The following is a 25,714-nucleotide window of genomic DNA, read 5'->3' as shown; positions in this document are numbered from 1 at the left end:
TCCTGAATATTCCATATTTTGAAACAAGCGGATGACATGAGGCTTCCACACCCAAAAAAGCGGGCTTATCCTCCAAAAATTCCAACTATTTAAAGTGATAATTTCATTATATGAAAAATTCACAATAACAAAACAAGCTTGCGCCTAGTTACTATACCGAACGTCTGCCACGCCCCACGGACTTTGACCGAGAAAAAGAGGACAAAAAAAGCAGCGCGTGAAGCGCTGCTTGGCCGTTTGGATTACTCCTTGTTCAGCAGTTCCGCGCCGGCGATGCCCGGATTCGTCATCTGATAAGGATCCAGAATGATATTCAGTTCTTCCTCGGTCAACACATTATAAAGGAGGCACAATTCGCGGACCGGTTTGCCGGTCAGGATCGCTTCGCGGGCAATGCGCGAAACGACCTCGTATCCGAGATGCGGGTTCAGCGCAGTGATGATGCCGACGCTGTTTTCGACGTATTCGCGGCAGCGTTCCACGTTGGCCTGGATGCCTTCGATGCAATGCTCGCGGAATACGCGGAAGCCGTTGTTCATGATCTCAAGGGATTGGAGCAGGTTATATACCAGCACCGGTTCCATCACGTTCAGTTCCAGTTGTCCGGCTTCGGAGGCGAGGCAGATCGTATGGTCGTTGCCGATGACCTGGAAGGCGATTTGGTTGATGACTTCGCACATGACCGGATTGACCTTGCCCGGCATGATGGAAGAACCCGGCTGCCTTGCCGGGAGCGACAGTTCGCCAAGTCCGGCTCTCGGTCCGGAGGCCATCAAGCGGATATCGTTCGCGACCTTGGACATGTTCATCATGCAAATTTTCAGCGCGGCCGAAACTTCGGTGTACGCGTCGGTGTTTTGGGTGGCGTCAACCAGATGGTCCGCCGGCTCGATCGGGAAACCGCTCAGCTCGGCGAGCACTTTGGCGACATATTCGATGTAGCGGACGTCGGCATTCAGGCCCGTACCGACGGCGGTTGCGCCCATATTGATGTGGAGCAGGTTTTTCTTGGTCGCGGCCAGGCGGTCGATGTCCCGCCCAAGCACGCGCGCGTATGCCTGGAATTCTTGTCCCAGACGGATCGGAACCGCATCCTGCAGATGGGTTCGTCCCATTTTGATGACGGAGTCGAATTCTTCGGCTTTGCGTTCGAAGGCCTGCTTCAATTCCTGCATCGTTTTCAGCAGCTTCTCGATCATCGTCAGGGTAGCCAAATGCACCGCCGTCGGGAAGGAATCGTTGGTCGACTGGGCCATGTTGACGTGGTTGTTCGGGCTGATGTCGGCGTAGCTGCCTTTTTCTTTGCCGATCAGCTCGAGCGCGCGGTTGGCGATGACTTCGTTCGTGTTCATATTAATAGACGTGCCTGCTCCGCCTTGGATCGGATCGACGATAAAATGATCGAACCATTTCCCGCCGATGATCTCGTCTGCCGCCTTGACGATGGCTTCGCCTTTGGACGGGAGCAGCCGTTTAATCTCCATGTTTGCGATCGCGGCCCCTTTTTTGACCATGGCCATCGCCCGGATCAGCTCCGGATGAATCCGCTGGCCGGTAATCGGGAAGTTTTCTGCCGCACGCATCGTTTGAATGCCGTAGTATGCGTCTTCGGGAACTTCTTTGGTGCCGAGAAAGTCTTTTTCTAGTCTCATGAATACATTCCTCCGAGTTTGGTAACTGGATATTAGAGTCAGATGAGAACGCTTTATTTTATCGGACCCGCTATCATTATACGGTTTAAATGCAGGAACTGCCAGTCCTATGTCATTAAGGAATGAAAAAAAGGCGGAAATGTCCGCCATGAACGCACAACTGTATATTCGGACGCGTTGGAGACCATAGGGACGGGGAAGCGGGGAACGAAAAAAGCCCGCCGTGAAGCGGGCTTTCCGTGTAACTTTTGACCTTAAATCGAATTCGGAACTTTGACGTCGGGATTGACGTCGGCTTCATAATCCACGCCTTCGGTTTCAAACCCGAACAGTTGGAAAAATTCCTTGCGGTATCCTTCCAGGTCCGTCAGATCATAAATATTGTCGCTTGTGACTTGATCCCAAATGTTCACCACTTCGGCCTGCACGTCCTCGCGCAGCTCCCAATCGTCGATGCGGATGCGTCCGGCTTCGTCGACCTGCGGCTCTCCTCCGGCATACAGGCGATCCTTGAACAGGCGATAGGTTTGCTCGATGCAGCCTTCATGGATGCCCTTTTCCTTCATGATTTTGTACAGGGAGGAAATGTACAGCGGAACGATCGGAATCGCGGAGCTGGATTGCGTCACGAGGCCTTTGCTCACTACGACGTAAGCCCGTCCGCCGTTCGTTTTGAGCTGATCGTTTAGCTTCAGGGCCGTCGCCTCCAGATGGTCCTTGGCCCGACCGATCGAACCGTCGCGATAGACCGCTTTCGTGATCTCGGAGCCGATGTAGGAGAACGAAATGGTCGTTACGTCTTCGCTCAGCACTTCCGCGGCGCGAAGCGCCTCGATCCATGCTTCCCAGTCGTCGCCGCCCATGACCGCTACCGTTTCTTGGATTTCCTTTTCGGTTGCCGGTTCAATCGTGATGTCCGTCACTTCGCCCGTATGGAAATTGACGGTTTTATTCGAGAATGGCTTGCCGATCGGCTTGAGCACGGAGTTGAACGTTTCTCCCGTTGCCGGATCTGTCTTGCGGGCGGAAGCCACGCTATAAATGACGAGGTCGACCTTGCCGATTTTTTCCTTGATGAGCTCGATCGTTTTATCCTTCGTTTCTTTGGCGAAAGCGTCGCCGGTTACGCTGTATGACTTCAAGCCTGCGTCCTGGGCTGCTTGCTCGAAGGCGGCGGAATTATACCAGCCTGCAGAAGCGGTGCGTTTCTCGGAGCCGCTGCTCGGACGATAGACGCCGACCGTGCTGGCTTGCGCGCCGAAAGCCGCCGTAATCCGGGCCGCCAGGCCGTAGCCCGTGGACGCGCCGATGACCAGCACGTTTTTCGGCCCTTCGATCGCAGGTTTCGACTGGACGTAATCGATTTGTTTTTGAACCTGTGCCGCGCAGCCTGCCGGATGTGAAGTGGTGCAGATGAATCCGCGTGTTCTCGGTTTAATGATCATGTTAGGCTTTTCCTCTCTTCCAAATGAAAATACAACTAATGTTGAGACGTTTTGGACATACTCCATCCTATTGTATCAATTTTTGAGGAAACGACCAACCAGGATCGCAAGCAAAAGGGAATTAATTAACGTTTATAAAAATATATTTGACGATGATAATCATTATCAACTAAAATGGGGAAGAAGGTTCAACCGGTTATTGCAGCATACATATGCAGGTTTTGCGGAAATCACCGATATCTAATCCTTAGGAGGCGGCTTATATGTTCATTCAGGTTCGGAGAATTACGGTCAAGGCGGGGAACGCCGATCAGGTCGTGGCCCGGTTCAGCAAGGAAAGCCCGATCGACGCCATGGAAGGGTTGATCGATAAAACGGTCATGACGACCAAAATCAGCAGGGAAGAGGAAGAAGTCGCCGTCATGATCCGTTGGCGTTCCCGCGACGATTGGAAAAATTGGGAGAAAAGCGACGCGCATCTTCAGGGGCATCGCGAGAAAAAAGGGCAGGAACCCCCGGAATACGTCATCAGCACGAAGGCCAACATGTACGAGGTGCAAAGCGTAACCCAAGGAAAAGCCTCCCAGAGCGTATAGATCATGGCATAAAAAACATTTCGAATAACGCCATTTTCATGTTGCGGAAAGAATTCAGTAAAAAAACAGCCACCCGGGTTCGATCCCAGGGCGGCTGTTTTCGCTTTAACGTTGACTTGTTACGACGCATGAACGGTAATCAAAAGGATTGGACAATTTTCATAGTGTTTGAGATATGGGAAGACGCTTCAGGCACGATCGTTTCACGATGACGCCGTTATCATGAGGCTGCGTCGCCCTCGCCCGACTTTTTCCGCCCGTAAATGCGGTACAGCACAATTCCGAACAGCATGCCGATGAAGGACATGCAAGAAATCGTCAAATACATCGTCCGGCCGCCGAAAGCTTGGTATAACGCGCCGCCCGCAAAGGACGACAAAATGCCCGAGACCCCAAAGAACAACAGCGCCAGCACGGTTTGTCCGGTCGCTCTCCATTCCACGGGCACGATGCTGTACAAATACTGGATTGCAGCCGTGTAGAACACCGGAAACGTCAGCAGCTGCAAGAGCTGGATGTAGGCGAGCCAGTTCGGGTCCTTGATCCAGGCCGAAATAAAAAACCGCAAAAAGTAAAACGCCCCGGCAAAAGAGATGATGGCAAGCTCCTTGTTTTTGCGAAGCCACCAGAAACTCAAGGAAAACACGAGAATTTCGCTGCCCGCGGCCAGAAACCATGCGAGGCCAAGCAAATCCGGCTTCCCGCCCAAATCCTTGATATACAGGCCCAAAAAGGTATCGTTCATTCGGGCCGGAATCGAGCTGATAAACACGAGGATCAGGAACAGCAGCGTTTCCTTGTTGCTCAAAAAGTTTTTCAAACTTTTCATGGTCACGGGTTTCCCGGAGACGGGCGCATCCGGCATGAGATAGGTCACGACCAGACTGATTACGCCAAGCCCGGCAAACGTATACCCCAGGCTGCGGGAGCCGAACTGGGTCATCAAGTACCCGGCGGCCAGCGACATGACCGCATATCCTAGCGCGCCGAACGTCCGCAGGGATCCGTAGCTGATGCCGGCTTGTTCCGCCACGCGGAAATTGAGACTTTCCGTCAAAGGATCGACCGGCATCAGGAAAAAGTAGGTCAGCATGACGAACAGCAAAATCAAGGCATAGTGGTTTGTGCTGTAAATCATGAATCCCGTCACCGTCGAACAAAGCACCAAAATCAGGAGAACCTTGCGGATGGTCCGCGTCCGGTCGCTGATCATGCCCCAAAGCGGCTGCGCAATGAGCGTGATGAACCCGCCTATGCCGACGATCGAGCCGATTTGCGTCTCGTTTAACCCCTGCTCGCTGAAATAGAGGGGCAAAAACGGAATAAACATCGATAACAGCGCAAAGAAAAGAAAATTGAATGATTTAACCGTAAACGAAGATCTCATGTTTTTCTGTCCTTTTCCACAAAATGAAGTTTTTTCTGCAACCTATCGTCGAACGAATCGGCAGTTCTGCTATTTTAACATAAGTGGCGGACATGGGGCAGACCAAATTGCGTATGTTTTTTATATGGCAGGCGTCGCGGGAAAATCCCATGTCATTTTCTTTTTATGGTACACTATCAAATGATGTCGATAGATTGATAGCCATAAGGAGAACGACGATGAAACTGGTATCTTGGAATGTGAACGGCCTGCGGGCCTGCGTCAATAAAGGATTCAACGATTATTTTGCGGCATGCGACGCCGATTTGTTTTGCGTGCAGGAAACGAAGCTCCAGGAAGGGCAGATATGCCTTGATTACGGCGAGGAATATGGGCAGTACTGGAACTATGCCGAGAAAAAGGGGTATTCCGGAACCGCGGTGTTTTCGAAATTAAAACCATTGTCCGTCTATTACGGCATGGAAGAAAACGCGGAAGCGGAAGGGCGTCTCGTCACGCTCGAGTTCGAGCATTTTTATCTGGTCAACGTATATACGCCAAATGCCAGAAGGGACCTGTCGAGGCTGCCGCTGCGCCTGGAATGGGAGGAGCGTTTTCGCAGCTACGTGTCCGCACTCGATGCCAAGAAACCGGTCATCATCTGCGGCGACCTGAACGTTGCCCATCAGGAGATTGATCTGAAAAATTGGAAATCGAACATGGGCAATTCGGGATTTACGGACGAAGAACGCGGCAAAATGACCGAACTGCTGGCGGCCGGTTTTGTGGACAGCTTCCGGCATTTTTATCCTGACCGGGATGACGCCTTTACGTGGTGGTCTTTTATGCCGAAGGTCAGGGAGCGGAATATCGGCTGGCGGATCGATTATTTCCTCGTATCGGACAGGCTTGTCCCGGCGTTGACGGATGCGCGGATCGACGCGGAAGTAACGGGCAGCGACCACTGCCCGATCATTCTGGAGCTTGACGAGGCAAAACTGGCCCAAATCGGTTCCGAAAGCCAAACGGACTAGACCCGGAACAGGCGAAAATAGGATGGAAAAACAGGCAGTTCTGCCGCGTATGCGGCGGGACTGCTTTTGGTTTAGGGGGAGACGTGAGCCGGGCAATGGTAAAAAAACGCTTGACATAATCATCCAGATTCCTTATTTTTGTTGTACATACAAAATTGATTTGATGATGCCGATCCGATCAAAGGAAGGAGGAACGATCATGCCGAATGAACCCAACAATAAAACAGAGCCATCCTCTGAACAAGACGGAACGTTTTTGCATACCTGCATGTACTTCACCACCAACCGGTTAAGCCGGGCGATTACGCGCCTTGCCGACGAGGCGTTTGCGATGACGGGGCTGGCCCCGGCCTACGGTTATCTGGTTCGGCTGGTTATCGCCAATCCGGGCATTACCCAAAAGGAGCTTTCCGAGAAGCTGTATATCACGCCCTCCACACTGACGCGTTTCATCGATAAGCTCGAGGGGAAACAGCTCGTGGAGCGTCAGGTTCAGGGGAAAACCGTGCTGGTGTATCCGACCGTAAAAGGGACGGCCATGAAGGAAACGCTCCACGAAGCTTCCAAAAAGCTGAAAGCCGCCTACGAGGCGAAACTCGGCAAGGAGCTGGCCGATGCGCTGACCCGGATGCAGGAGTCCGCAAGCGAGCTGTTGGAGCAATAACGCAAGAGCTTGATCCTGTTGAACCGAAGCGCAAATTTCGTCCTTCTGGCGGAAAACTTCGCTGCGCTTGGTCGTTATTGTTTTGTATGTACAAACAAAATACAAATATAGAGGGTGAACCATACGATGAGCATGAGGGACGAACAAGTTCAAATCAGGCCTAAATCGCGTTTTTATTATGGTTGGATTATCGTTTTGCTTACCTTTGCCACGCTGCTCGTGTCGGCGGGCATTCGTTCGCTGCCCAGCGTTCTGATCGTTCCGTTCCAGGAAGATTTCGGCTGGAGCCGCGCCAGCATTTCGAGCGTCATTTCGGTCGGCATCTTTCTTTACGGCTTGGTCGGCCCGTTTTCGGCGGCGCTGCTGCTGAAATTCGGCTTCCGCAAAGTGATCGTCGCTTCCCTTGCCGTGTTGGGGCTAAGCCTGGCCATGACGCCGTGGATCCGGTCCTTGTGGCAGTTCGAGCTGCTCTGGGGCATCGTCTCGGGGCTGGCGACAGGGATGATGGCGAACGTGCTCGGCGTAACCGTCAGCAATCAGTGGTTCGTGAAGCGCAAAGGACTTGTCGTCGGGCTGCTGACGGCCAGCGCCGCCACCGGCCAGCTTCTCTTTTTGCCGCTGTATGCCAAATTGACGTCCGATTTCGGCTGGAAATACGCCGTTTATATCGCCGTCATCAGCATCGTCCTTGTGCTTGCGGCCGTTGCGATCTGGATGCGCAACCACCCGCATGACGTCGGCGCGGCGCCGTACGGTTCCGATGAAATGGTCAAACCGACGCCTTTCGAAGGGAATATATTTCTGGCTCCGCTGCAAAACTTGCGGCAGGCGTTAAGCAGCGCCACCTTTTGGCTGCTGGCCGGGACCTTCTTTTTTTGCGGTTTGTCCACGAACGGCCTCATCGGCACCCACCTTATTGCGGCTTGCGGGGATCACGGCATCATGGAGGTGGCGGCCGCCGGGCTGCTTGCGATGATGGGGGTATTCGATTTGTTTGGCACGACGATTTCCGGCTGGTTGTCGGATCGTTTCGACAGCCGCAAGTTGCTGTTCGTATATTACGGGTTCCGCGGATTGTCCTTGCTGTTTCTGCCCTATGCGCTGAGCAGCGCCTCCCCGTACATGCTTGTCGCTTTCTCCGTGTTTTACGGCCTGGACTGGATCGCCACCGTACCGCCTACCGCCAAGCTGGCGGGAGAAGCGTTCGGGAAGGAGAGATCCGGCATGATTTTCGGGTGGATCGTCGTCGCCCACCAAATCGGCGCTTCGGCGGCGGCTTACGGCGCAGGCGCGCTGCGCGACTGGCTTGGCAGCTATTCGCAGGCTTTCGTGGTCGCCGGCTTCTTATGCTTTATCGCATCGGTGATGGCGATGCAAATCCGCAAAAGCCGGGCAGCGAGAGCCGGCGCGGCGATCTAACGCCAACAACCACCCTTCGGCACGCGCCGCAGGGTGGTTGTTTTTCTAACGTATAATCCAGCTGTTTAATAGGAGGGCGTGCCGGGTTATACCCAGACCCCGTTCCGGAATACCGGCTCGGTCGTCCCGTCCGGCAGCACGCCGTCGATTTCAAGCGCCTCGGAGCCGACCATGAAATCGACGTGCGTCAGGCTGACGTTGGCGCCCCGGGCAAGCAGTTCCTCCTTGCTCAGCTTCGTGCCGCCTTCGATGTTCACGGGATAGGAGCTGCCGAGAGCGAAATGGCAGGAGGCGTTTTCGTCGATCCCGGTGTTGAAGAATACCCGCTTCATCTTCGAAATCGGCGAGTCGTTCGGCACGAGGGCCATTTCGCCGAGGTAGGACGCGCCTTCATCCGTTTCGAACAGCGACGTCAAATGCTCGCGGCCGGAGACCGCATCGTATTCCACGACTTTGCCGTCCTTGAACGTCAGCTTGATGCCTTCGACCAGGCGGCCGTTCAGGTTTAGAGGAAGAGTACTCGTGACGGTGCCGTTAACGCCGGTCCGATGCGGCATCGTGTAAATTTCCTCCGTCGGCATGTTGGCGACGAAATAATGGCCGGCCTCGTTGTAATCGCCCCCGCCCAGCCACAGGTAGCCTTCGGGCATCTCGACGCGCAGATCCGTCCCCGGCGCCCGGTAATGCAGCGCTTTGTACCGCTTGTTGTTCATGTACTCCTGTTTTTCCTTCAGCGTCCGGATATGGTCCTTCCAGGCGGCGATCGGATCGTTGTCTTCGGTGACGCGGTTCATTTGGAACACGGCTTCCCACATGGCGGGAACGCGCTTTTCCTCCGGAAGGTCGGCGTACACTTTGTCCGCCCAGGCCTTCGTCGGGGCTTTGATCAGCGACCAGGTTACTTTATTGCTGCGCACATAAGCCTGATATTTCTCGCGGGCGACGGCGGCGGCTTTGACGGCCGTGGCTACCTTGGAGCCGTCGATGCCGCGGAACAGCTCGGGGTCGGGAACTTTGATATGTAATACGGCTCCGCCGCCTTCGGCAAGCTGCTCCATCATGTCGGCCGTCCATTTCGGATAATAGCCGAACGAATCGTCCGGAGCTTTTTCATAACGGATGCGCGTTATTTTTTCGTCGTCCCAATCCACCTGCACGTATTTGGCGCCGGCTTCGTAAGCTTTGGATACGACATGGCGGGCAAACTCGGCCGTCTCCAGCGGGGCCTGCACGAGCAGCACCTGGCCGGGCTGAATGTTCACCCCTACCTTAATGACCAGTTCCGCGTATTTTTCCAGCATGCGATTGAAGTCTTTCATGGCGATTTGTCCTCCGGTTTCGTTGAAAATCTCTTTCATTGGCATGATTCTCTGAAGATGCAATCCCTATTATAACCCGAAAATCGGCGATTCGCTTTGGTTTGGCCAAAAGAGTCCCCCCATTGGTGTATAATGGAAAAGGGAAAACCCCAAGCAATGCCACTTCAATAAGGGAGAGTGGATGTATGCAGAAAACGGAAACGTCGCTGCCAAGAAAAAGCCCGGAGGAACTCGGGATATCCCCGCAAAAGGTGATCGGATTCCTCGATGGCTTAAAGGAACGGGGACTTGAAATTCACAGCTTTATGCTTCTCCGGCACGGCCATGTGGCCGCCGAGGGCTGGTGGGCTCCTTATGCGCCGGAGCTTCCGCACATGCTGTTTTCGCTAAGCAAAAGCTTTACTTCGACGGCCATCGGCATGGCGGTTCAGGAGGGCATCCTAACGCTTGACGATCCGGTCGTCTCGTATTTTCCAGAGGATTTGCCTGCCGAAGTATCGGAACATCTTGCAGCCATGCAAATCCGTCATCTGCTGATGATGGGGACGGGCCACGACGAGGACACGATGGACGCGCTCCATCAGGCGGAGGACGGCAACTGGGCCAAAGCGTTTCTTGCGCTGCCGGTTCCGCATGAACCGGGCACTCATTTCCTGTACAACACGGGCGCGACTTATATGCTTTCCGCGATTCTGCAGAAGGCCTCGGGACAGCGCTTGCTCGATTATTTGCAAAGCCGGCTGTTTGAACCGCTGGGCATTGTAAATCCAACCTGGCAAACCTGTCCGCGCGGCATACATACCGGGGGCTTCGGCTTGAACGTAACCACCGAAGATATCGCGAAGTTCGGGCAGCTGTACTTGCAAAAAGGAGTATGGCAAGGAAAAAGGCTCATCGAAGAAACTTGGATCGAGGAGGCCACAGGCAAGCGGATTTCCAACGGGGACGGCGGAGACAGCGACTGGGCGCAGGGTTACGGATACCAATTCTGGCGCTGCCGCCATGGCGTTTACCGCGGAGACGGGGCTTTCGGGCAATTCTGCATCGTTATGCCGGAGCAGGATGGGGTGATCGCGATCACGGCCGGAACGGGGGACCTTCAAGGCGTGCTCAATTGTGTATGGGATCATCTGCTGGACGCATTTTTGCCGGAACCGGCGGACGGGGACGAATGGTCTTCCGAGCTGAAGGAAAGACTTGCGAAGCTAAGCCTGGACCTTCCCCGGTTCGAACCCCGTTCGGAGCTGGAGGCTCAAATCGGAGGCAAAATCTACGACCTGGAGGAAAATCGGTATTCGCTGCAAAGTTTTCGCATCGATTTTACCGAAGAATCCGCCTGCCTGACGTTCAAAAAAGAAGAGGGTGACGAACTCATCACGTTAGGACGCCAGCGCTGGGTCACGGAGCTATCGCCGGTGTTTGAGGGAAGGGACACTCTTACGTCATCCAGCTTTACGTGGAAATCGCCGGATACGCTTTTGTTGACGATCCGCGGCATCGAAACGCCTTTTGCCATCACGATGGAGGTAAAGTTCGAAGAAGAATCCATTGTGATCGACCACAGGTTTAATGTGTTCGGACAAGATGACGTCAGCCCGATCAAAGGAAGAGCTGCTGAATAAAATGGAAAAGTCCGCCCGTGGGCCCTATTGGCTTGACTCCGGTCAATAATCGGCATGGGCGCGATGACCTCATATGGTATGAAGATCATTTCTGCTTCTTAAAAAAAGCACGCGGACCGTTTAGGTCGGCGTGCTTTTGTCATCTCGGAATTTTTCTCTCGTATCGTAAGCTTTTCGGGCTTGTTCGATTTGAGGATAATACTCGTTCAACCAATGGTTTAGATGGCGCATGTAGGGGATCAAGCTCTCTCCCAGTGGAGTCAGGGTGTATTCCACTATGGGCGGAACCTCCGGAAAGATACTGCGCTCAATAAGTCCGTCCCGTTCCAGCTGGCGGAGCGTCTGGGTCAGCATTTTTTGGGAAATGTCCGCGATGCTTCGCTGAAGCTGACCATAACGTTTGGTGCCTTTCTCCAAAACAAAAATGATGAGGACCGCCCATTTATTCGAAACGATTTCCAGTACGCGCCGAGCCGTGCATGAAGTTACCGAAAATGCGGGTTCCGCTGCTTTGATCTTTTCCATCATTCACCTCCTGACGCACCTTCGGGTTCGTGACGAACTAAAAAGTGCCTTCTTTTCACATTGTACTGACTGTATTAATCTATGTCTACCAACCCGGAAATTCCCCGCAAAAATTGTCAGAGAAACGGGTGGATCCGCTATGAACTTCAAGGAGGTTTTCTTATGAATAAAAATCATCAACCCATTCGTGTCGGAGTCATCGGTGCCGGTTTGAACGGCGCATGGGGAGGAATAGCGCATATCCCGGCACTACAAGCGCTGCCCGAGTTTAAAGTAACGGCCGTCGGTGCGTCTCGGCAGTCCAGCGCGGAAGCGAGCGCCGATCATTTTGGCGTACAACATGCCTTTTCCGATCCGTTTGAGCTTGCTCTGCATCCGGAGGTCGATTTGGTTACCGTATCCGTCCGGGTTCCCGAACATGACCGGCTGATTCGTGCGGCGCTTCAAGCCGGCAAACATGTGTACAGCGAGTTCCCGCTCGGCCGCACGACCGCGGAATCGGCAAAATTGTTGCAGGCGGCCGAGGAACAAGGAGTGCGCCATTTCGTCGGGCTGCAGTCACGGGCCAATCCCGTCATTCGTTATGTCCGGGAGCTTCTGACAGACCGTTACGTCGGGGACGTATTTGCCGTTCATGTCAATTACGCCGTGCCGACTTATCCGATCCGTTCCAAACAGATCGATCTAGGTCACGCTTATTTGCTGGACGATGCGAACGGCGCCAACCAACTGACGATCACCGGCGGGCATCTCCTGGACGGGATCATGCATCTCTTTGGCCCCTTCTCCGAAATTTCGGCCATGTTAAAAACGCAAGCACAGCAGGTGCCTGTAGAAGAGACGGGTGAACTCATCTACGCGTCGGCGCCGGATCATGTCGTGGTCAGCGGTATGCTGCCAGGGCAGGCCGTATTCAACACCCAAATTCGCAACGCGCATGCCGGGAGCTTCTTGATCGAGGTCAATGGTACGAAAGGGGATTTGCAGATCCGCTCACGGCAAAACTTTATGTTCCAAATCGACGAGTTAACCGTGTTTGGTACGCAGGGTAGCGGGGAGCTGAAGGAGCTGCCGCTGCCCGATTATATCCTCCAGCCTCCGGCCGAGCTGATCGGAACCGCTGCTTACAATGTGGCGGGCATTTACCAGCAAATCCAGCAAGATTTGGCGAATGGAACACACGAAACCCCGGATTTCCGAACTGCGCTTGCGATACACGAGGTGTTGGATCAGGTGCGGAAGGCAGGGAAGACGGGGCGTAATCACAATGCAGAAGTCCGAGACTGTATAAATTTTCGGCAGGAAGTGGAAGAGTGAAGGATGCCGGGTTAACCGGCGCGAGGGAAAGCGCGCTTTGATGGGGCTATCGGGTGGATGGAGGGGCGAATGTCGCCCTTTCGTCGCTGGTCTAAAACAACGAAGGTTCGGGTACAAAACGCGTCAAATAGGGGTCCTTCTCGGGTGATCGCGTCAGGCCTGAGAAGGATCTTGGACTTTGTAGATTTAATATTTTTCCATACTGTTTCAAAAACGATATTAAATGTTTATTATGTTTCATACATATTTACTAATAAAAGCTTTGTCCAGAGGAGTGACGGCAAAAACGGCAGTACCATAAGCTAACGGTGGGAGGCTGAAGCGATTGAAAAAAATGCGCATGGCGTTTACGTGTTTATTGCTTGTCGTTCTCATGATTAGCGGGTGTTCAAGCGGATCTTCCAACGAAAATGTGAAAACGCTTACTTTGTGGTACTGGAACCGAAGCATCGACGACAACCTGATTCAATCGGTCCAGAAGCAGTTTCCCGGAATCCGCATCAATGCCCAAAAAATCGGCGGCGATTTCAAATCCAAATTGAAAACGACGCTGGCTGCGGGCTCCGGCGGACCGGACATCGTAGCCTTTAACGACTGGGTGACGGAGCTGTTCCCGAGCGCCGACCGTTTCTACGATTTGTACGATCTCGGCGCGGGAGACATCGAGCAGGATTACCTCGACTGGAAATGGAAGCTGGGCGTAACGCCGGAAGGAAAAATGATCGCGCTGCCGATGGATACCGGACCTACCGCCTTGTTTTACCGGGCGGACCTGTTCGAGCAGGCCGGGCTTCCGAGCGATCCGGAAGAGGTCCATAAGCTGATGGGGACCTGGGACGACTATTTCGCCGCAGGCCAAAAGCTGCAGGAAGCGTTAGGCGGCAAGGTCAAGCTCACGGACAACATCGGCAACATATACACCCAAGTGAACGCCCAGTCGGACAAAATCTATTTTGACAAAAACGAAAATTTCATAGGGGAAGATCCTTCTTCTTCCATGAAAAAAGCGTGGGACCTCGCCGTCAAAGCCTCCCAAATGGGGCTGCTGGCCAATGCGAGCACGTTTTCCTCCGAGTGGAACGCCGCGGCGAACAACGGGAAAATCGCGTCCTTCGTCGGCGCGGTCTGGTGCAAGGAAATTCTCATGCAGGCGGCGCCCGACACTTCAGGGAAGTGGCGCGTTGCAAGGGCGCCGGGCGGGGACGGCAACAACGGCGGATCGTTCCTGGCCATCATGAAAACAAGCAAACATCCGCAGGAAGCGTTCGATGTCATCCAATGGCTGCAAAATCCGGAGAACCAGGTAACCAGCTTTAAAGAAATCAATCTGTTCCCGTCCGCCAAAAAGGCGCTTGATTCCGACGTCATGAAGCAAAAAGAAGCGTTTTTCGGCGGCCAGGTCACGGGCGAAATCTTTTCGGAGTCTGCCCGCAACGTAAAACCGGCCTATTACGGCACGAAATATGCCAATCTGAACGGCATCGTCGGCCGGGAGCTGTCATCGGTCGCCATTCAGGGCAAAAATCCGGAGAAGGCTTGGGAAGACGCGCTCTCCAGGGTCAAAAAGGAGCTGCTGCGGTAAAACGGTTAGACCATCATCGACAATGGAGGTTGAGTCTTATGGGAGCACCCTTACAGAAGCGAACTCATTTCGATCCGGGCAGTTCCGCGCCGCCGGCGGGGCGAAAGGCGGGATTGGCGTCCGAAATCTGGAAGCACCGGAAAGAGTACCTTGCGATATCTCCGTTTTATATTTTGTTTGCCGTTTTCGGCCTGTTCCCGATCCTGTTTTCGATGTATCTTTCCTTCCAGAAATGGGACGGCATCGGCGAAATGACCTTTAACGGCCTGAACAACTATCAGTTCATGGTCACCGATCCGGAATTTTGGAAAGCGGTCGGCAACACGCTGCTGATCTGGATCTATTCCACGATTCCGATGCTGTTTTTCGCGCTGATCGTCGCTTTCTTGCTGAACGCGTCCTTCGTCAGATTCCGGACCATCTTCCGGATCGGCTATTTCCTGCCGAACGTCACCTCGCTTGTCGCCGTAGCCATCGTATTCAGCACGCTGTTTTCCAACAACTATGGCTTGCTGAACTATTTGCTCTCGCTGCTTGGCATTTCGCCCGTCGAATGGCTGAACAAAACATGGGGCATCCAGCTGGCCGTCTCCGTCATGGTCATCTGGCGCTGGGTCGGCTACAACGCGATCATTTATCTTGCCGGCCTGCAAAGCATTCCGACCGTATTGTACGAAGCGGCCAAAATCGACGGCGCCACGGGCGTCCAGGCTTTTTTCCGCATCACGATCCCGAACTTGCGGCCGATCATTTTGTTTACGGTGATCACGTCGACGATCGGCGGCATGCAGATTTTCACCGAATCCCAGGTGCTGGTCGGCAATGACGGCGGCGTCAGCGGAGGCGGCTTGACCATCGTCCTGTATCTGTACCGCGAAGCTTTCGTGAACAACTATTTCGGTTACGGCTCGGCCGTCGGCTGGGGCATGTTCATCCTGATCGCTTTGTTTTCGATCTTCAATTGGCGGGTCGTTCAGGGCGGCGGCGCCAAAGACGAATAAACGGGGGTGCATCGAATGGCTATCCGAAAATCGATCCTGCTTTATTTCGGTCTGATCGTTGGACTGATCCTATCCGTCTTTCCGTTTTATTGGCTGGTGGTCATGGCTACGCGCACGACCGCGGAGATTTACAGCTTCCCGCCCAAGTTCTGGTTCGGGACCCACCTGATCGACAACATTTCCCGGGTGTTGCAAAACATCGATTTTTTCGGGGCGTTCCTGAACACGTTGTTTGTGGCTTCCTGCAGCACCGTGCTCGTGTTGTTCTTCGATTCGCTGGCAGGCTACACGTTTGCGAAGTTCAATTTTCCGGGCAAAAAATGGCTGTTCGTTCTGCTCCTGGCGACGATGATGGCCCCGGCGCAGCTTTCGCTTGTGCCGTCCTTCGTCATCATGGCCAAATTCGGCTGGGTCGGCACCTTCAAGGCACTGATAATTCCGGGCATGGCGAACGCGTTCGGCATTTTCTGGATTCGGCAGTATGCCGAGGAATCCGTGCCCTCCGAGCTCCTGGACGCGGGGCGGATCGACGGCTGCGGCTTTTTCCGGCTTTATTGGAACGTGGCGCTGCCGATTTTGCGGCCGGCCCTGTCCTTTTTGGGGGCGTTTACGTTCATCGGCGCGTGGAACGATTACCTGTGGCCGCTCATCATTTTGAACGACGAAAGCAAATTTACGCTGCAGGTGGCCTTATCTTCGCTTAACGGCATTTACACCACGGACTATTCGATGGTCATCGCCGGGACGCTGCTCGCGGTCGTGCCGCTCATCATCTTGTTCCTGTTCGTCAGCAAGCAGTTCATTTCGGACATCGCCGCGGGCGCGATCAAGAGCTGAAGGGTGGATCGTGTTTGGGCCGCATTGCGGGCGGCCGTTCCAAATGCAGACTGAGCCGACAGGTTCTCCATCTATATCCAAAGCCGTCCCGGCGACAGCCTGGGCGGCTTGTTCTTTTGATTGCAGCACGTTACATGGGGCTGGAACTCATGCTCAGGCGTGTAAAGTTGACTAAACTTATTTGCTGCCTATCTCCTTAACAAGGCTGATGTTATGATGAGCACATCACGGGTGCGCGCAACCGGTTTTGCCATTTTTAATCAAAAGGAGATATAACATGAGCAAAGACCATATCATTAAGTCGATGCTGTCCGGCCAGGTCAGCATGACGCCAAACGGATTTCTCGCAGATCACTTAAGCCCCGCTCAATTTGCCGATTGTTACGAGCTTTTTTTTGACAAGATCTTGGAAATTAGCGCATCGGATATCACCGGCGTACAGGGCTACGGCGAGTTCAACGAGGATTGCAAGACGGAGTATGCTACCTGCAGGGAATTTCTGATCGACACTTTTGCGGAAGAGAAAGAAGGATATTGGTTCCACTGGAAGGAACTCTACGATACGACGATGCTGGACCGCGGCTTTGTCGAAACGTATTTAAAGGAAATGGAAGCCAGAATCGATTATTGCGAGGGCAGGCGGTATTTGGTCAATAATAATACGTTTTTCGAAATTATGATTACGGATGGAAAAACAATGGTCGGTTTCCCGGATTGGAGCCGTTCCGGCATCTGCGACTTCCTGCTGGATTTTGCCATAATGGACTTAAACAAGCCTTATTTGCGCATTCCTGAATTGCTGTTCGAGTATTGCGGCAAAAGGGGCATCGTCATTCCGGATTTTAAAGAAAGATTTTTATGCATGGCGTATTATAAAGGGATCGATACTTTGCGTTGGCATGCGTCGATCGATGACACGGAATCATGCACGTCCATCATGGAATCGATCCGTCAGCTGAAGGACCGAATTTACGCCTTATAAAGGATGATCGTCATGAAATATGAAAACGCCGGCGAAGTCATACCCGAGAAGTTATTGAAAGAAATCCAAAAATACGCGGCCGGTAAACTGTTATACATTCCGATCGGAAAGGAAAAGAAGGGTTGGGGCGAAACGTCCGGCTACCGGGACCGATTGCAAAAGCGGAATAGGATGATTCGCAATAAATATGCCGGGGGAATGACCGTTTCGGAGCTTGCGGACGAATATTTTTTATCCCTGGATTCGATCAAAAAAATCATTTATTCGAAGAAAAACGACGGACATATGACGTATGCTCCAACCGTACGATCGGCCGTAGCATATGCCAATATCGGAATGCTCGAAGAATGGATCCAATGTTTTTTGCAACTGACTCTAAAATCCGGTCCCGGATTCTATAATTTCATGGAAGAAAAGCATGTCTATTTTGGGATCGTAAAGTTTCCCTTGCGTCTCATCCAGCTAGATGCGGAACATGCAACTGGAGCGGATGAAGAGAATGAACCGGATGATCACGCGGCGGACCTTCCGCCTCTCCTCATTCAATATGAAGAAGGCCGATTTTATTGCATCGAGCAAAAAGAAATGTTAGCCGCATTAAAACGCCGCAAAGTAAATGCATTCCCGACCATCATCGTGTTAAAGGAAACGGCGGATTATCAAAGGTTTAAGAAGCATTATGGAAACGTGCTGTTTTTTATCGATCATGCATGATTTGGCGATATATTCAAAAAAAAGGGCCGTCCAGCAATGGACGGCACCTCTGTTTACAGGGCATATCAATGCGTTTATTTCTTCTGAACGGTAATCGTCCAGGACGCATCATCGATTTGTTCGAAGTTCGTGACGGAGTGGCCGGCTTCGGCAGCCCAGCGCGGAATGGCTTCCGTCGCCTGGGTGCAGTCAAAATCGATCACCAGCTCATCGCCGCTGTCCAGCGCTTCGATGGCCTGCTTGGCTTCAATTAACGGGAACGGGCATACCATCCCGAGGACTTCCAGCTTTTGTTGTTTCATGATCTGATCCTCCCTTATGTCGTTGATGTGCGCAGCGCCGCACTCGGATTCGCTTTGGTTTTGGCACGCGGACGGACATAGACGAAGTATGACGCCGTCCAGGTACCCAGAATCATAAAGGCAAGGGAAACCCAACCCTGCCAGGTCATCATCGCCGTCATCACCAGCCCGTTGCCGATCGAGCAGCCGCCGGCCCAGCTGGCGCCAAAGCCCATGAGAATGCCGCCGATGAAGCTGGAGACTGCTGTTTTGGCGTCCGGAGCTCTGAAACGGAATTCGCGGCTGCCTTTCGCTGCGATAAAAGATCCCACGAAAATGCCGAGCACGAGAAACATGCCCCAGTTCACGAATTTATCGCTGTCCCCCGTAACGAGATACTGCAAAAGATTCGCGGAAGGCGTGGTAATGCCCAGTCCGGACATCCGGCCCGTCGCTTCGCTGAGCGGCCAAGCCAGAAGCGCGATCAACCCGACCAAGACGGCCGTGAAAAACGGATGCCACCGCTTTTCGAACAACAGGTGGTTCAGACCGGAACGTTTTGCTTTCATGGCCGGAATGGCCACCTTCGGTTTGCGCAGCTGGCGGATGGCCAAAAATGCCGTAAGGACTGCAAGAATAGCAATGAATGGCCATACGGAAAGCCCGAACGTTTCCGGAATCGAATTGACCGGCGCGTCCAATTTCTTGATTCCGTTGTTAACCGGGGCCAGCGCACCAGTCTTCATGGTCGCACTCATGGCCATATATCCAAAAAGGGCGATCCAGCTGCCGATCAGACCTTCGCCGGCGCGGTACCATGTTCCTGTCGCACAGCCGCCGGCAAGGATAATGCCGATCCCGAATATAAAAGAGCCGAGGATCGTGGCAACCCATGGAAATGCGCCTGCGCTGAATTCGATCAGCCCCGCCTGAATGAGGGCAAAGACGCCGATGCTTTGAATCGAAATGGCGATCAGCAGGGCGTAGAACATGCGGTTATCTTTGGTTAAGTACATGTCCCGGAAACCGCCCGTCAGGCAGAAGCGGCCGCGCTGCATCACAAATCCCAGCAAGGCTCCGCATAACAAGCCCGTTAACATCATATGAGATCCCCTCCTAATAAAAAAATCATGCTGTTTTTTTGTGTAAATACAAGTAAGACGCTTTGAATTATCGGCATTACCGATTTTAGCAGATCAAGAAGAGATGTCAATGCCAAAATCTGGGGTTGGTGTTCCGCCGAAAACATAGAAGTTTAAATACAAACGCAGCAAAATAGTTTAGAATAGGGTGAAATAATATTTCATTGCCCAGTTTGTTCCGTGATATTTTTTATTAGGAGGTCATCCAGGTGAAACGTGTCTGGCAAACGTATCGCACGGTGCTGTTCTGTCGTTTTTTTGCCAACTATTTCGCGCTGATTCTCATTCCGGTCATCGTAGCCAGCGTATTGACCCATTTCTTCGTCGTCCGGTTGATCGAGCGTGATGCGGAGACATTGAACAATACCGTCATGCGGCATTTTTCGGAGCAAATCGACGACACCTTCGCCTCGCTCGAAAGCGATATGGTGAACATGCTGTCGACGGCAAGCTTCAAAAGCGTTCCGCGAACGTCCGGCGATCCCGCCGAACTGACGCAGCGTTATGAATCGATCCACACGCTCATGCAGCAAATGGTTACACTGGATTCGGAACCTCTGGTGTATCAATCGTTCCTGTATTTTGCGGACGAAGACCTTGTCATCGACGGCAAAACGTACAATGGCAAGGACGAGTATTTCCGGGAAAGGTATCCGGTAAAAGAAGCGGATATGCCTTCCTACTTCGGCAATTTTACCGGCAAAAAGCCGATGGTTTTTACCAAACCGCATACCGTATATGAACGGCCGCCGTACACGCGGGACATCGTCCAGGCCCATGAGAACATCGCCGTGTTGATGAGCTATCCGTTCAACAGCGGCCGTCTCGACGTCTACTTGGTCGTGAATTTGGATCTGGATAAGCTTCGTGAACGATTGGGCATGCCCGAGAAGTGGGTGATGGATACGGCGCTCGTCAACTCGGAAGGTTCCGCCCTGATCGCAAGCGGCTTCTCCGAGCTGCAACGCGATGCGTTTGCGGCGATGATCGGCACGATGCCGGAGCAGGAATTATTTTTGAACGATGGACAGAAAGCGCTTTCATATGTAAAATCCCGGTTCAATGACGGGTGGTATTACGTAAGCATGATCGACCTGCCAACCTTATTGAAGCCGGCCCGCACGATCCGCATGATGACGCTCGCGCTGCTCGGCATGTTTATCGTCGTCGGCGGCCTGGTCTCGTATGTGTTGAGCCGGAGGCTGTACAACCCGATCCGCGAAATCAAAACGGGGCTTGAATCGCAGCAGCTGGACGATGCACCCGATTTGCACGGCGGCAACGAGTTCGACATGATCAAACGGTTTTCCCGTTTGCTGATCTCAAAGAACAAGGAGCTGGCACAGACGGTAAACGGCATGTACCCGATCGTCCAGGAGCAATTTATCGTCAGGGTATTGTTCGGCGAATACCGCGACAGCTTGTCGGTCGGATATTACGCGAAAGAAATATCCTTCCATTGCAATCCGGTTGCGACGGCCACCGTGCTTTGCATTGAAATCCAATTCTACGCGTCGTTTGCGGACCAATTGTCCGAGACGTCCAAATCGTTCATGCTGGCCGAACTGAAGGAGAACATCCGTAAACTGTCCCCCGCCATGATCTGGGTTTGCCAGACGCGTTCCGATCAACTGGCGTGCGTGCTGCACCATGACGAGAACGGGCTTGACGACCCCGCGGAAACGGCGGATGCCATCAAGCAGCTTCTGCAGCAGCCGTATTACAAAGCTTCCATCGGCATCGGGAAAACGGTCCATTCCATGGCCGCCCTCCATCAGTCTTACAAACATGCCCATTCGATGCTCAAGTATAAAAGTCTGCATTCCGGCGCCGAAATTTGCAGCGAGCAAAGGGCGTGGAAGGGACGATTGTCAGGCGACAGCTTCTTGTCTGCGCTCGAAGTGAACCGCATCCTCAATATGTATAAAGCCGGCGACAGCAAAAGCCTGCTTCAATCGGCGTTCGACCTGCTGGACGACGGAATGAGAAGCCATGCCAACGCCCGACAGGTCAAAAACTTGGCCGTCGATGTGCTGAATACGTGGACCCGCGCCGTCGAGAGCGAGCGGAACGATTTTGATATTTCGGTCTATTCCGAGTTTTTTGCCGCCATCAACCGCTGCGTGACCTGGGATGAGCTGAAGCAGACGTTCCGGGACATCCATGGCGTGCTGTTCCGGACGATCGAACCGTCGGATCGCAAACGGCAGTTTGCCGACATTTTGGCCTATATTCAGGACCATTATAACGAAGAGCTCTCCATAGAATATTTCGCGGAGCAAATGAACATGTCCGCCGGCCATTTCAGCCGCATGTTCAAGGAAGAGGTCGGCGAAAAGTACGTGGAATACATCGCCAAATACCGGATATCGAAAGCGAAGCAATTTTTGCTCGAAACGGATTTGAAAATCGACGAGATCGCGGAACGGATCGGCTATTGGGGAAGGAATTCGTTCATCCGCAATTTTCGAAGATACGAAGGCATTACCCCGGCTAAATACCGTACCATGCATCAATCTTGAGAGGGATCTTTTTTTGGGAAGACTCATTTTTTTCGTCGGCCGGTAACGGAAATTCAACCGTACCGCGGGATGCAAAAACGGAGACATCCGTAAAAACACGGCGCTTTACCCGCGGCATGCCCAAGACGTATAGTCAGGGCAAACATTCAGCAAAGGTTGGTGTGCAAACGCCTGCCAAAGGGGGTGAAAGCGTTGTCATTGGATCGAAGCGATGCGGCGAACGTCCGAGCGCCTGCCCGGGGGCATCGGAGGAAGAGGGCTTCTCTCGGAATGATCCTGAAGAAGCACAAAACATTGTATTTGTTGATGCTGCCCGGCATCCTGTATTACATCCTTTTCAAATACGTGCCGATGTACGGGCTGATCATCGCGTTTCAGAATTTTTCGATCGGCCGCGGCATCTTGGGCAGCAAGTTTGTCGGCCTCCAGCATTTTACCGATTTTTTCGTGAACACGCCGGATGCCTGGAAGCTGATCCGAAACACGGTCATGCTGAATGTGTACGACCTGCTGTTTCGTTTTCCGGCGCCGATCATCCTGGCCTTGCTGTTTCACGAAATTCGAAGCCGCATGTTTAAAAGGTTCGTGCAGAGCGTCAGCTACTTGCCGCATTTTTTATCGACCGTCGTGATCGCCGGCATTATGGTCACCTTTTTATCGCAGCAAACCGGCATCGTCAATCATTTGCTCAGCTGGCTCGGATTCGAACGAATCCTGTTCCTCGGCCAGCCGGAATGGTTCCGCACGATCTACGTGGGCTCGGAAATATGGCAGACGGTCGGCTGGGGCACGATTCTGTACCTGGCGGCGATCGCAGGCGTCGATCCGACCTTGTACGAGGCTGCCAAAATCGACGGGGCCAACCGGTTTCAACAAATGCGCCATGTGACGTTAGTCGGCATGATTCCGGTGATGATCATTCTGTTCGTCCTGACGCTCGGCCATTTCATGGAAATCGGCTTTCAAAAAATCATCCTGTTGTACAATCCGATGACTTACGAAACCGCGGACGTCCTGAATACGTTCATTTATCGGCGCGGCATCCTATCCGCCGACTTCAGCTTCGCTACGGCGGTCGGATTGTTCCAATCGGTGATCGGATTCGTGCTGGTCGTGGCCGCGAACCGCGTCGTCAAGAAATTTTCGGACACAAGTCTCTGGTGAAAGGGGGCCGGGAAATGAAAATCAAGGAAAGCTTCGGCTCGCGGCTGTTTGACGCCGTCAATATCTTCCTTATGATCGTCCTCGTTATTGTCATGGTGTATCCGCTCGTCTATGTATTCTCAGCTTCCATCAGCGACAACGCCATGGTGATGAGCGGGCAGGTTGTCCTCTGGCCGAAGGCGGTCACCTTGGCCGCCTACGAACGGCTCGTCGGCAATCCGGACCTGTGGATCAGCTATTGGAACACGATTCGTTATACCGCTGTTCAAACCTTCTTGTCGCTTGCCGTCACATCCGCCATGGCTTACCCGCTGGCCAAAAGATGGCTCCCCGGCCGACGGCTGATCCTGCTTTTGGCCGCCTTTACGCTCATGTTCGGAGGAGGGATGATCCCGACCTTCCTGGTCGTGCAGAAACTCGGGCTGCTCGATACGATGTGGGCGATCGTCCTGCCGACGCTAGTCAGCACCTGGTATTTGTTTATCATGCGCACCTTTTTCGAGGCATTGCCGGAAGAGCTTGAGGATGCCGCCACGATGGACGGCTGCGGCACGATGCAGGTATTCCTGCGGATCGTCCTGCCGCTTTCTCTGCCGGTGCTGGTCTCCATCGGCTTGTTTACCGCCGTCAATCAATGGAACTCGTTTTTCGATGCGCTGCTCTATTTGAACGATCGGAGCATGTACCCTTTGCAGATCATGCTGCGCAACATTATTATCGCCGGCTCCAACGTCCAGGGCGAAGGCAACACGGACTACATAGAAACGCTAAAATACGCCATGATCATGATCGCAACGGTGCCGATTTTATGCGTATATCCGTTCGTCCAAAAATATTTCGTGCAGGGCGCCATGATCGGCGGAATCAAAGGGTAGCCATGGATACCGCCGGAAACTATTCCTATATCCGAAGTCAATATAAGGAGGGGGCAAACGTATGAGCAAAAAAATGATGGCTGTCATGCTTGCTGCCGCGATCCTGGGCGGTTTGACCGCGGGCTGCAGCGGAAAGGGCGGCACGCAGGAAGGGGCAACCGGAGGGGAAGCGGGCTCGCAAAAGCCGGCGAAGTTCTCCTGGCTCGTCTACGACCGTCCGGAAGGAAAGGTAAGGGATGATTGGGAGATTTTCAAAGAGATCGAAGCAAAAACAGGGGTCAAGGTGGATTGGCAGGTCGTCAGCCAGGAAGGGTTGACGGAGAAGCGGCAGATTATGATCGCCACGAACTCGGTCACCGATTTCAGTCAGCCGACGAATCAGGAGGCCAGGGAGAACGGGCCGGAAAAAGTATTTCTGAATTTGAAGGACTATTTGGATATCGCGCCCAATCTCAAAAAGTTCTACGAAACGTATCCCGAAGCCAAAGCCGTGGCGACCGGCGCGGACGGCGGCCTCTACGACGTTCCCGTGCTCGAAGGCGACCCGGCGGGGAAAGGCTTCAACTATATTTGGATGGCACGCAAAGATTTGATGGATAAATACCAATTGACAGCCCCAACCAATCTCGATGAGTTCTACCGTTTCCTGAAAGATTTGAAGGCCAAAGAGCCGGACAGTTTCCCGCTCAGCTTCAATGCCCCGGTCACGGGCGATACCGGCATGTATACCGTATTCGGCAAAATATTCACGGGAATTTCAGGGTTTTTCAATCAAAGCCCGACGGGTGAACAATACGAGTTTGCGCCGTATAACAGCAAGTATAAAGATGCGCTTATTTTCATGAATAAGTTGTACGCGGAGCAGCTGCTCGACCCCGAGTTTTATTTGTTGACGCCGGAGCAGTGGGAAGAGCGGTTATTAAAAGGCAAGTCGTCCGTAACGTATTATTGGAAGGCCGAAGTGAACCCGATGATTGAAAAAGCGAAGCAGTCCGGCATCCCGGACTACAATCTGGATGCGCTGCCCGAGTTTGCCGCGGACGGCGTTCAGAGCTACCAGTTTTCCCGTCCGGTGGTCGGATCATCGGGGCGGGCCATTTCGGCGAAAGTCAAGGATAAGGAAAGAGCCGTCAAATTCCTTGATTATCTGGTGAGCGAAGAAGGGACGAAATATTTATCGCTTGGCATCGAAGGCAAATCGTATACGCTTGAGAACGGAAAACCCGTCTACATGAAAGAGTTCGGAGCCAGCCCTTACGTGCCGCTGCGCCGCGATTTTGGCGTCTGGTACGACAACATTTCGCTGAACAACGCGCTGGCGCGCGAAACGTGGGAGAGAGGCCTCGACGACAAGAGCAAAGAAATCAACAAAAGCTATGAAAAGTTCATTATCCCCGCGCCGAAAGCGATCGTGAAAACGACCGAAGAGCTTGATCTGGAAAAAGCGAAGCTGACCCCGCTTACCAAGTTTTTGGAGCAGAAAATTACGGAATTCGTCACGGGCAAGACGCCGATTACGGACGCAAACTACCAGCAGTTTTTGGAGCAATTGAAGAAGCTTGGTGCGGATGAGCTGCTGGACATGTACAACACCGCGTATAAGCGCACGTACGGCTCGAAATAAGCGGCACGATGCAAATCAAAGGAGGGCATGA

Annotated in this window: 22 protein-coding genes; 15 read left to right on the top strand and 7 right to left on the bottom strand. The window is 53.1% G+C overall.

Annotation, left to right across the window (positions count from 1 at the left end; genetic code table 11):
• Positions 1 to 242: 242 nt before the first annotated feature.
• Together aspA and fabV are read right to left on the bottom strand one after the other, a co-directional pair.
• The gene (gene aspA, locus AC27KL_RS11405; RefSeq protein WP_212947722.1) at positions 243 to 1,652 is read right to left on the bottom strand and encodes an aspartate ammonia-lyase; all 1,410 of its coding nucleotides are present in this window, start codon (positions 1,650 to 1,652) and stop codon (positions 243 to 245) included.
• A gap of 254 nt (positions 1,653 to 1,906) precedes the next feature.
• The gene (fabV, locus tag AC27KL_RS11400) at positions 1,907 to 3,097 is read right to left on the bottom strand and encodes an enoyl-ACP reductase FabV (RefSeq protein WP_487169745.1); all 1,191 of its coding nucleotides are present in this window, start codon (positions 3,095 to 3,097) and stop codon (positions 1,907 to 1,909) included.
• Positions 3,098 to 3,360: 263 nt separating this feature from the next.
• On the opposite strand from fabV, the gene AC27KL_RS11395 reads away from it, so the two are divergent.
• The gene (locus AC27KL_RS11395; RefSeq protein ID WP_487169744.1) at positions 3,361 to 3,693 is read left to right on the top strand and encodes an antibiotic biosynthesis monooxygenase; all 333 of its coding nucleotides are present in this window, start codon (positions 3,361 to 3,363) and stop codon (positions 3,691 to 3,693) included.
• Positions 3,694 to 3,913: 220 nt separating this feature from the next.
• Here the strand turns inward: AC27KL_RS11395 and AC27KL_RS11390 are convergent, their stop codons facing one another.
• Positions 3,914 to 5,080 carry an MFS transporter gene (locus AC27KL_RS11390; RefSeq protein ID WP_339321002.1) on the bottom strand — a complete coding sequence of 389 codons (1,167 nt, stop codon included), beginning with the start codon at positions 5,078 to 5,080 and terminating at the stop codon, positions 3,914 to 3,916.
• 218 nt (positions 5,081 to 5,298) lie between these two features.
• On the opposite strand from AC27KL_RS11390, the gene AC27KL_RS11385 reads away from it, so the two are divergent.
• The 3 genes from AC27KL_RS11385 (at position 5,299) to AC27KL_RS11375 (ending at position 8,176) form a co-directional block, all read left to right on the top strand.
• Entirely contained in the window at positions 5,299 to 6,093 is a 795-nt protein-coding gene (locus tag AC27KL_RS11385; RefSeq protein ID WP_487169743.1) for an exodeoxyribonuclease III, read from the top strand.
• Between the two features lie 199 nt (positions 6,094 to 6,292).
• Positions 6,293 to 6,757 carry a MarR family winged helix-turn-helix transcriptional regulator gene (locus AC27KL_RS11380; RefSeq protein WP_052147345.1) on the top strand — a complete coding sequence of 155 codons (465 nt, stop codon included), beginning with the start codon at positions 6,293 to 6,295 and terminating at the stop codon, positions 6,755 to 6,757.
• 126 nt (positions 6,758 to 6,883) lie between these two features.
• On the top strand, positions 6,884 to 8,176 hold the full coding sequence (locus AC27KL_RS11375) for an MFS transporter (RefSeq protein WP_487169742.1): 1,293 nt from the start codon (positions 6,884 to 6,886) through the stop codon (positions 8,174 to 8,176).
• A gap of 86 nt (positions 8,177 to 8,262) precedes the next feature.
• Here AC27KL_RS11375 and AC27KL_RS11370 read toward each other — a convergent pair whose 3' ends face one another.
• Positions 8,263 to 9,495, bottom strand: coding sequence for an aminopeptidase (locus AC27KL_RS11370; protein ID WP_487169741.1), 1,233 nt, complete (start codon positions 9,493 to 9,495; stop codon positions 8,263 to 8,265).
• Positions 9,496 to 9,680: 185 nt separating this feature from the next.
• Here AC27KL_RS11370 and AC27KL_RS11365 point away from each other — a divergent pair, with 185 nt between their 5' ends.
• On the top strand, positions 9,681 to 11,117 hold the full coding sequence (locus tag AC27KL_RS11365) for a serine hydrolase domain-containing protein (RefSeq protein ID WP_487169740.1): 1,437 nt from the start codon (positions 9,681 to 9,683) through the stop codon (positions 11,115 to 11,117).
• A 120-nt stretch (positions 11,118 to 11,237) separates the two neighbouring features.
• On the opposite strand, the gene AC27KL_RS11360 is transcribed toward AC27KL_RS11365, so the two are convergent.
• The gene (locus tag AC27KL_RS11360) at positions 11,238 to 11,642 is read right to left on the bottom strand and encodes a winged helix-turn-helix transcriptional regulator (RefSeq protein ID WP_487169739.1); all 405 of its coding nucleotides are present in this window, start codon (positions 11,640 to 11,642) and stop codon (positions 11,238 to 11,240) included.
• A 162-nt stretch (positions 11,643 to 11,804) separates the two neighbouring features.
• Between AC27KL_RS11360 and AC27KL_RS11355 the strand changes: the two genes are divergently transcribed.
• The 6 genes from AC27KL_RS11355 to AC27KL_RS11330 all read left to right on the top strand — a co-directional run bounded on the left by AC27KL_RS11355 (position 11,805) and on the right by AC27KL_RS11330 (position 18,075).
• Entirely contained in the window at positions 11,805 to 12,959 is a 1,155-nt protein-coding gene (locus AC27KL_RS11355; protein WP_487169738.1) for a Gfo/Idh/MocA family protein, read from the top strand.
• A 334-nt stretch (positions 12,960 to 13,293) separates the two neighbouring features.
• On the top strand, positions 13,294 to 14,541 hold the full coding sequence (locus AC27KL_RS11350) for an ABC transporter substrate-binding protein (protein ID WP_339325164.1): 1,248 nt from the start codon (positions 13,294 to 13,296) through the stop codon (positions 14,539 to 14,541).
• 38 nt (positions 14,542 to 14,579) lie between these two features.
• A complete protein-coding gene (locus AC27KL_RS11345; protein WP_487169737.1) occupies positions 14,580 to 15,542 on the top strand; it encodes a carbohydrate ABC transporter permease in 963 nt (320 codons plus the stop codon).
• A gap of 15 nt (positions 15,543 to 15,557) precedes the next feature.
• Entirely contained in the window at positions 15,558 to 16,379 is an 822-nt protein-coding gene (locus AC27KL_RS11340; RefSeq protein WP_487169736.1) for a carbohydrate ABC transporter permease, read from the top strand.
• Between the two features lie 277 nt (positions 16,380 to 16,656).
• Positions 16,657 to 17,361 carry a hypothetical protein gene (locus AC27KL_RS11335; RefSeq protein ID WP_487169735.1) on the top strand — a complete coding sequence of 235 codons (705 nt, stop codon included), beginning with the start codon at positions 16,657 to 16,659 and terminating at the stop codon, positions 17,359 to 17,361.
• A 12-nt stretch (positions 17,362 to 17,373) separates the two neighbouring features.
• The gene (locus tag AC27KL_RS11330) at positions 17,374 to 18,075 is read left to right on the top strand and encodes a CD3324 family protein (protein ID WP_487169734.1); all 702 of its coding nucleotides are present in this window, start codon (positions 17,374 to 17,376) and stop codon (positions 18,073 to 18,075) included.
• A 74-nt stretch (positions 18,076 to 18,149) separates the two neighbouring features.
• On the opposite strand, the gene AC27KL_RS11325 is transcribed toward AC27KL_RS11330, so the two are convergent.
• Both AC27KL_RS11325 and AC27KL_RS11320 read right to left on the bottom strand, forming a co-directional pair.
• Complete coding sequence (locus AC27KL_RS11325; RefSeq protein WP_036714716.1) at positions 18,150 to 18,377, bottom strand: sulfurtransferase TusA family protein; 228 nt, start codon at positions 18,375 to 18,377, stop codon at positions 18,150 to 18,152.
• A gap of 14 nt (positions 18,378 to 18,391) precedes the next feature.
• Positions 18,392 to 19,459: a YeeE/YedE thiosulfate transporter family protein gene (locus tag AC27KL_RS11320; RefSeq protein WP_487169733.1), complete on the bottom strand. Its 1,068-nt coding sequence runs from the start codon at positions 19,457 to 19,459 to the stop codon at positions 18,392 to 18,394.
• Between the two features lie 248 nt (positions 19,460 to 19,707).
• Here AC27KL_RS11320 and AC27KL_RS11315 point away from each other — a divergent pair, with 248 nt between their 5' ends.
• The 4 genes from AC27KL_RS11315 to AC27KL_RS11300 all read left to right on the top strand — a co-directional run bounded on the left by AC27KL_RS11315 (position 19,708) and on the right by AC27KL_RS11300 (position 25,683).
• The gene (locus tag AC27KL_RS11315) at positions 19,708 to 22,020 is read left to right on the top strand and encodes a helix-turn-helix domain-containing protein (protein WP_487169732.1); all 2,313 of its coding nucleotides are present in this window, start codon (positions 19,708 to 19,710) and stop codon (positions 22,018 to 22,020) included.
• A 270-nt stretch (positions 22,021 to 22,290) separates the two neighbouring features.
• Positions 22,291 to 23,184, top strand: coding sequence for an ABC transporter permease (locus AC27KL_RS11310; RefSeq protein ID WP_487169934.1), 894 nt, complete (start codon positions 22,291 to 22,293; stop codon positions 23,182 to 23,184).
• A gap of 14 nt (positions 23,185 to 23,198) precedes the next feature.
• Positions 23,199 to 24,059 (top strand): carbohydrate ABC transporter permease, encoded by an 861-nt coding sequence (locus AC27KL_RS11305; protein WP_487169731.1) that lies wholly within the window; start codon positions 23,199 to 23,201, stop codon positions 24,057 to 24,059.
• A 61-nt stretch (positions 24,060 to 24,120) separates the two neighbouring features.
• Entirely contained in the window at positions 24,121 to 25,683 is a 1,563-nt protein-coding gene (locus AC27KL_RS11300; RefSeq protein WP_487169730.1) for an extracellular solute-binding protein, read from the top strand.
• The last annotated feature ends 31 nt before the right edge of the window (positions 25,684 to 25,714 follow it).

Source organism: Paenibacillus sp. YAE3 (assembly GCF_057546105.1).
The sequence above is the reverse complement of the archived record's forward strand: the minus strand, read 5'-3'. Positions and strand labels throughout refer to the sequence as shown.

Bases quoted from the DNA above. Each gene is read 5' to 3' on its own strand.
- AC27KL_RS11390 (WP_339321002.1), bottom strand. From the start codon at position 5,080: ATGAGATCTTCGTTTACGGTTAAATCATTCAATTTTCTTTTCTTTGCG.
- AC27KL_RS11395 (WP_487169744.1), top strand. From the start codon at position 3,361: ATGTTCATTCAGGTTCGGAGAATTACGGTCAAGGCGGGGAACGCCGAT.
- AC27KL_RS11345 (WP_487169737.1), top strand. From the start codon at position 14,580: ATGGGAGCACCCTTACAGAAGCGAACTCATTTCGATCCGGGCAGTTCC.
- AC27KL_RS11350 (WP_339325164.1), top strand. From the start codon at position 13,294: ATGCGCATGGCGTTTACGTGTTTATTGCTTGTCGTTCTCATGATTAGC.
- AC27KL_RS11335 (WP_487169735.1), top strand. From the start codon at position 16,657: ATGAGCAAAGACCATATCATTAAGTCGATGCTGTCCGGCCAGGTCAGC.
- AC27KL_RS11310 (WP_487169934.1), top strand. From the start codon at position 22,291: ATGATCCTGAAGAAGCACAAAACATTGTATTTGTTGATGCTGCCCGGC.
- AC27KL_RS11300 (WP_487169730.1), top strand. From the start codon at position 24,121: ATGAGCAAAAAAATGATGGCTGTCATGCTTGCTGCCGCGATCCTGGGC.
- AC27KL_RS11340 (WP_487169736.1), top strand. From the start codon at position 15,558: ATGGCTATCCGAAAATCGATCCTGCTTTATTTCGGTCTGATCGTTGGA.
- AC27KL_RS11305 (WP_487169731.1), top strand. From the start codon at position 23,199: ATGAAAATCAAGGAAAGCTTCGGCTCGCGGCTGTTTGACGCCGTCAAT.
- AC27KL_RS11320 (WP_487169733.1), bottom strand. From the start codon at position 19,459: ATGATGTTAACGGGCTTGTTATGCGGAGCCTTGCTGGGATTTGTGATG.
- fabV (WP_487169745.1), bottom strand. From the start codon at position 3,097: ATGATCATTAAACCGAGAACACGCGGATTCATCTGCACCACTTCACAT.
- AC27KL_RS11325 (WP_036714716.1), bottom strand. From the start codon at position 18,377: ATGAAACAACAAAAGCTGGAAGTCCTCGGGATGGTATGCCCGTTCCCG.
- aspA (WP_212947722.1), bottom strand. From the start codon at position 1,652: ATGAGACTAGAAAAAGACTTTCTCGGCACCAAAGAAGTTCCCGAAGAC.
- AC27KL_RS11380 (WP_052147345.1), top strand. From the start codon at position 6,293: ATGCCGAATGAACCCAACAATAAAACAGAGCCATCCTCTGAACAAGAC.
- AC27KL_RS11375 (WP_487169742.1), top strand. From the start codon at position 6,884: ATGAGCATGAGGGACGAACAAGTTCAAATCAGGCCTAAATCGCGTTTT.
- AC27KL_RS11365 (WP_487169740.1), top strand. From the start codon at position 9,681: ATGCAGAAAACGGAAACGTCGCTGCCAAGAAAAAGCCCGGAGGAACTC.
- AC27KL_RS11370 (WP_487169741.1), bottom strand. From the start codon at position 9,495: ATGAAAGACTTCAATCGCATGCTGGAAAAATACGCGGAACTGGTCATT.
- AC27KL_RS11330 (WP_487169734.1), top strand. From the start codon at position 17,374: ATGAAATATGAAAACGCCGGCGAAGTCATACCCGAGAAGTTATTGAAA.
- AC27KL_RS11355 (WP_487169738.1), top strand. From the start codon at position 11,805: ATGAATAAAAATCATCAACCCATTCGTGTCGGAGTCATCGGTGCCGGT.
- AC27KL_RS11360 (WP_487169739.1), bottom strand. From the start codon at position 11,642: ATGGAAAAGATCAAAGCAGCGGAACCCGCATTTTCGGTAACTTCATGC.
- AC27KL_RS11385 (WP_487169743.1), top strand. From the start codon at position 5,299: ATGAAACTGGTATCTTGGAATGTGAACGGCCTGCGGGCCTGCGTCAAT.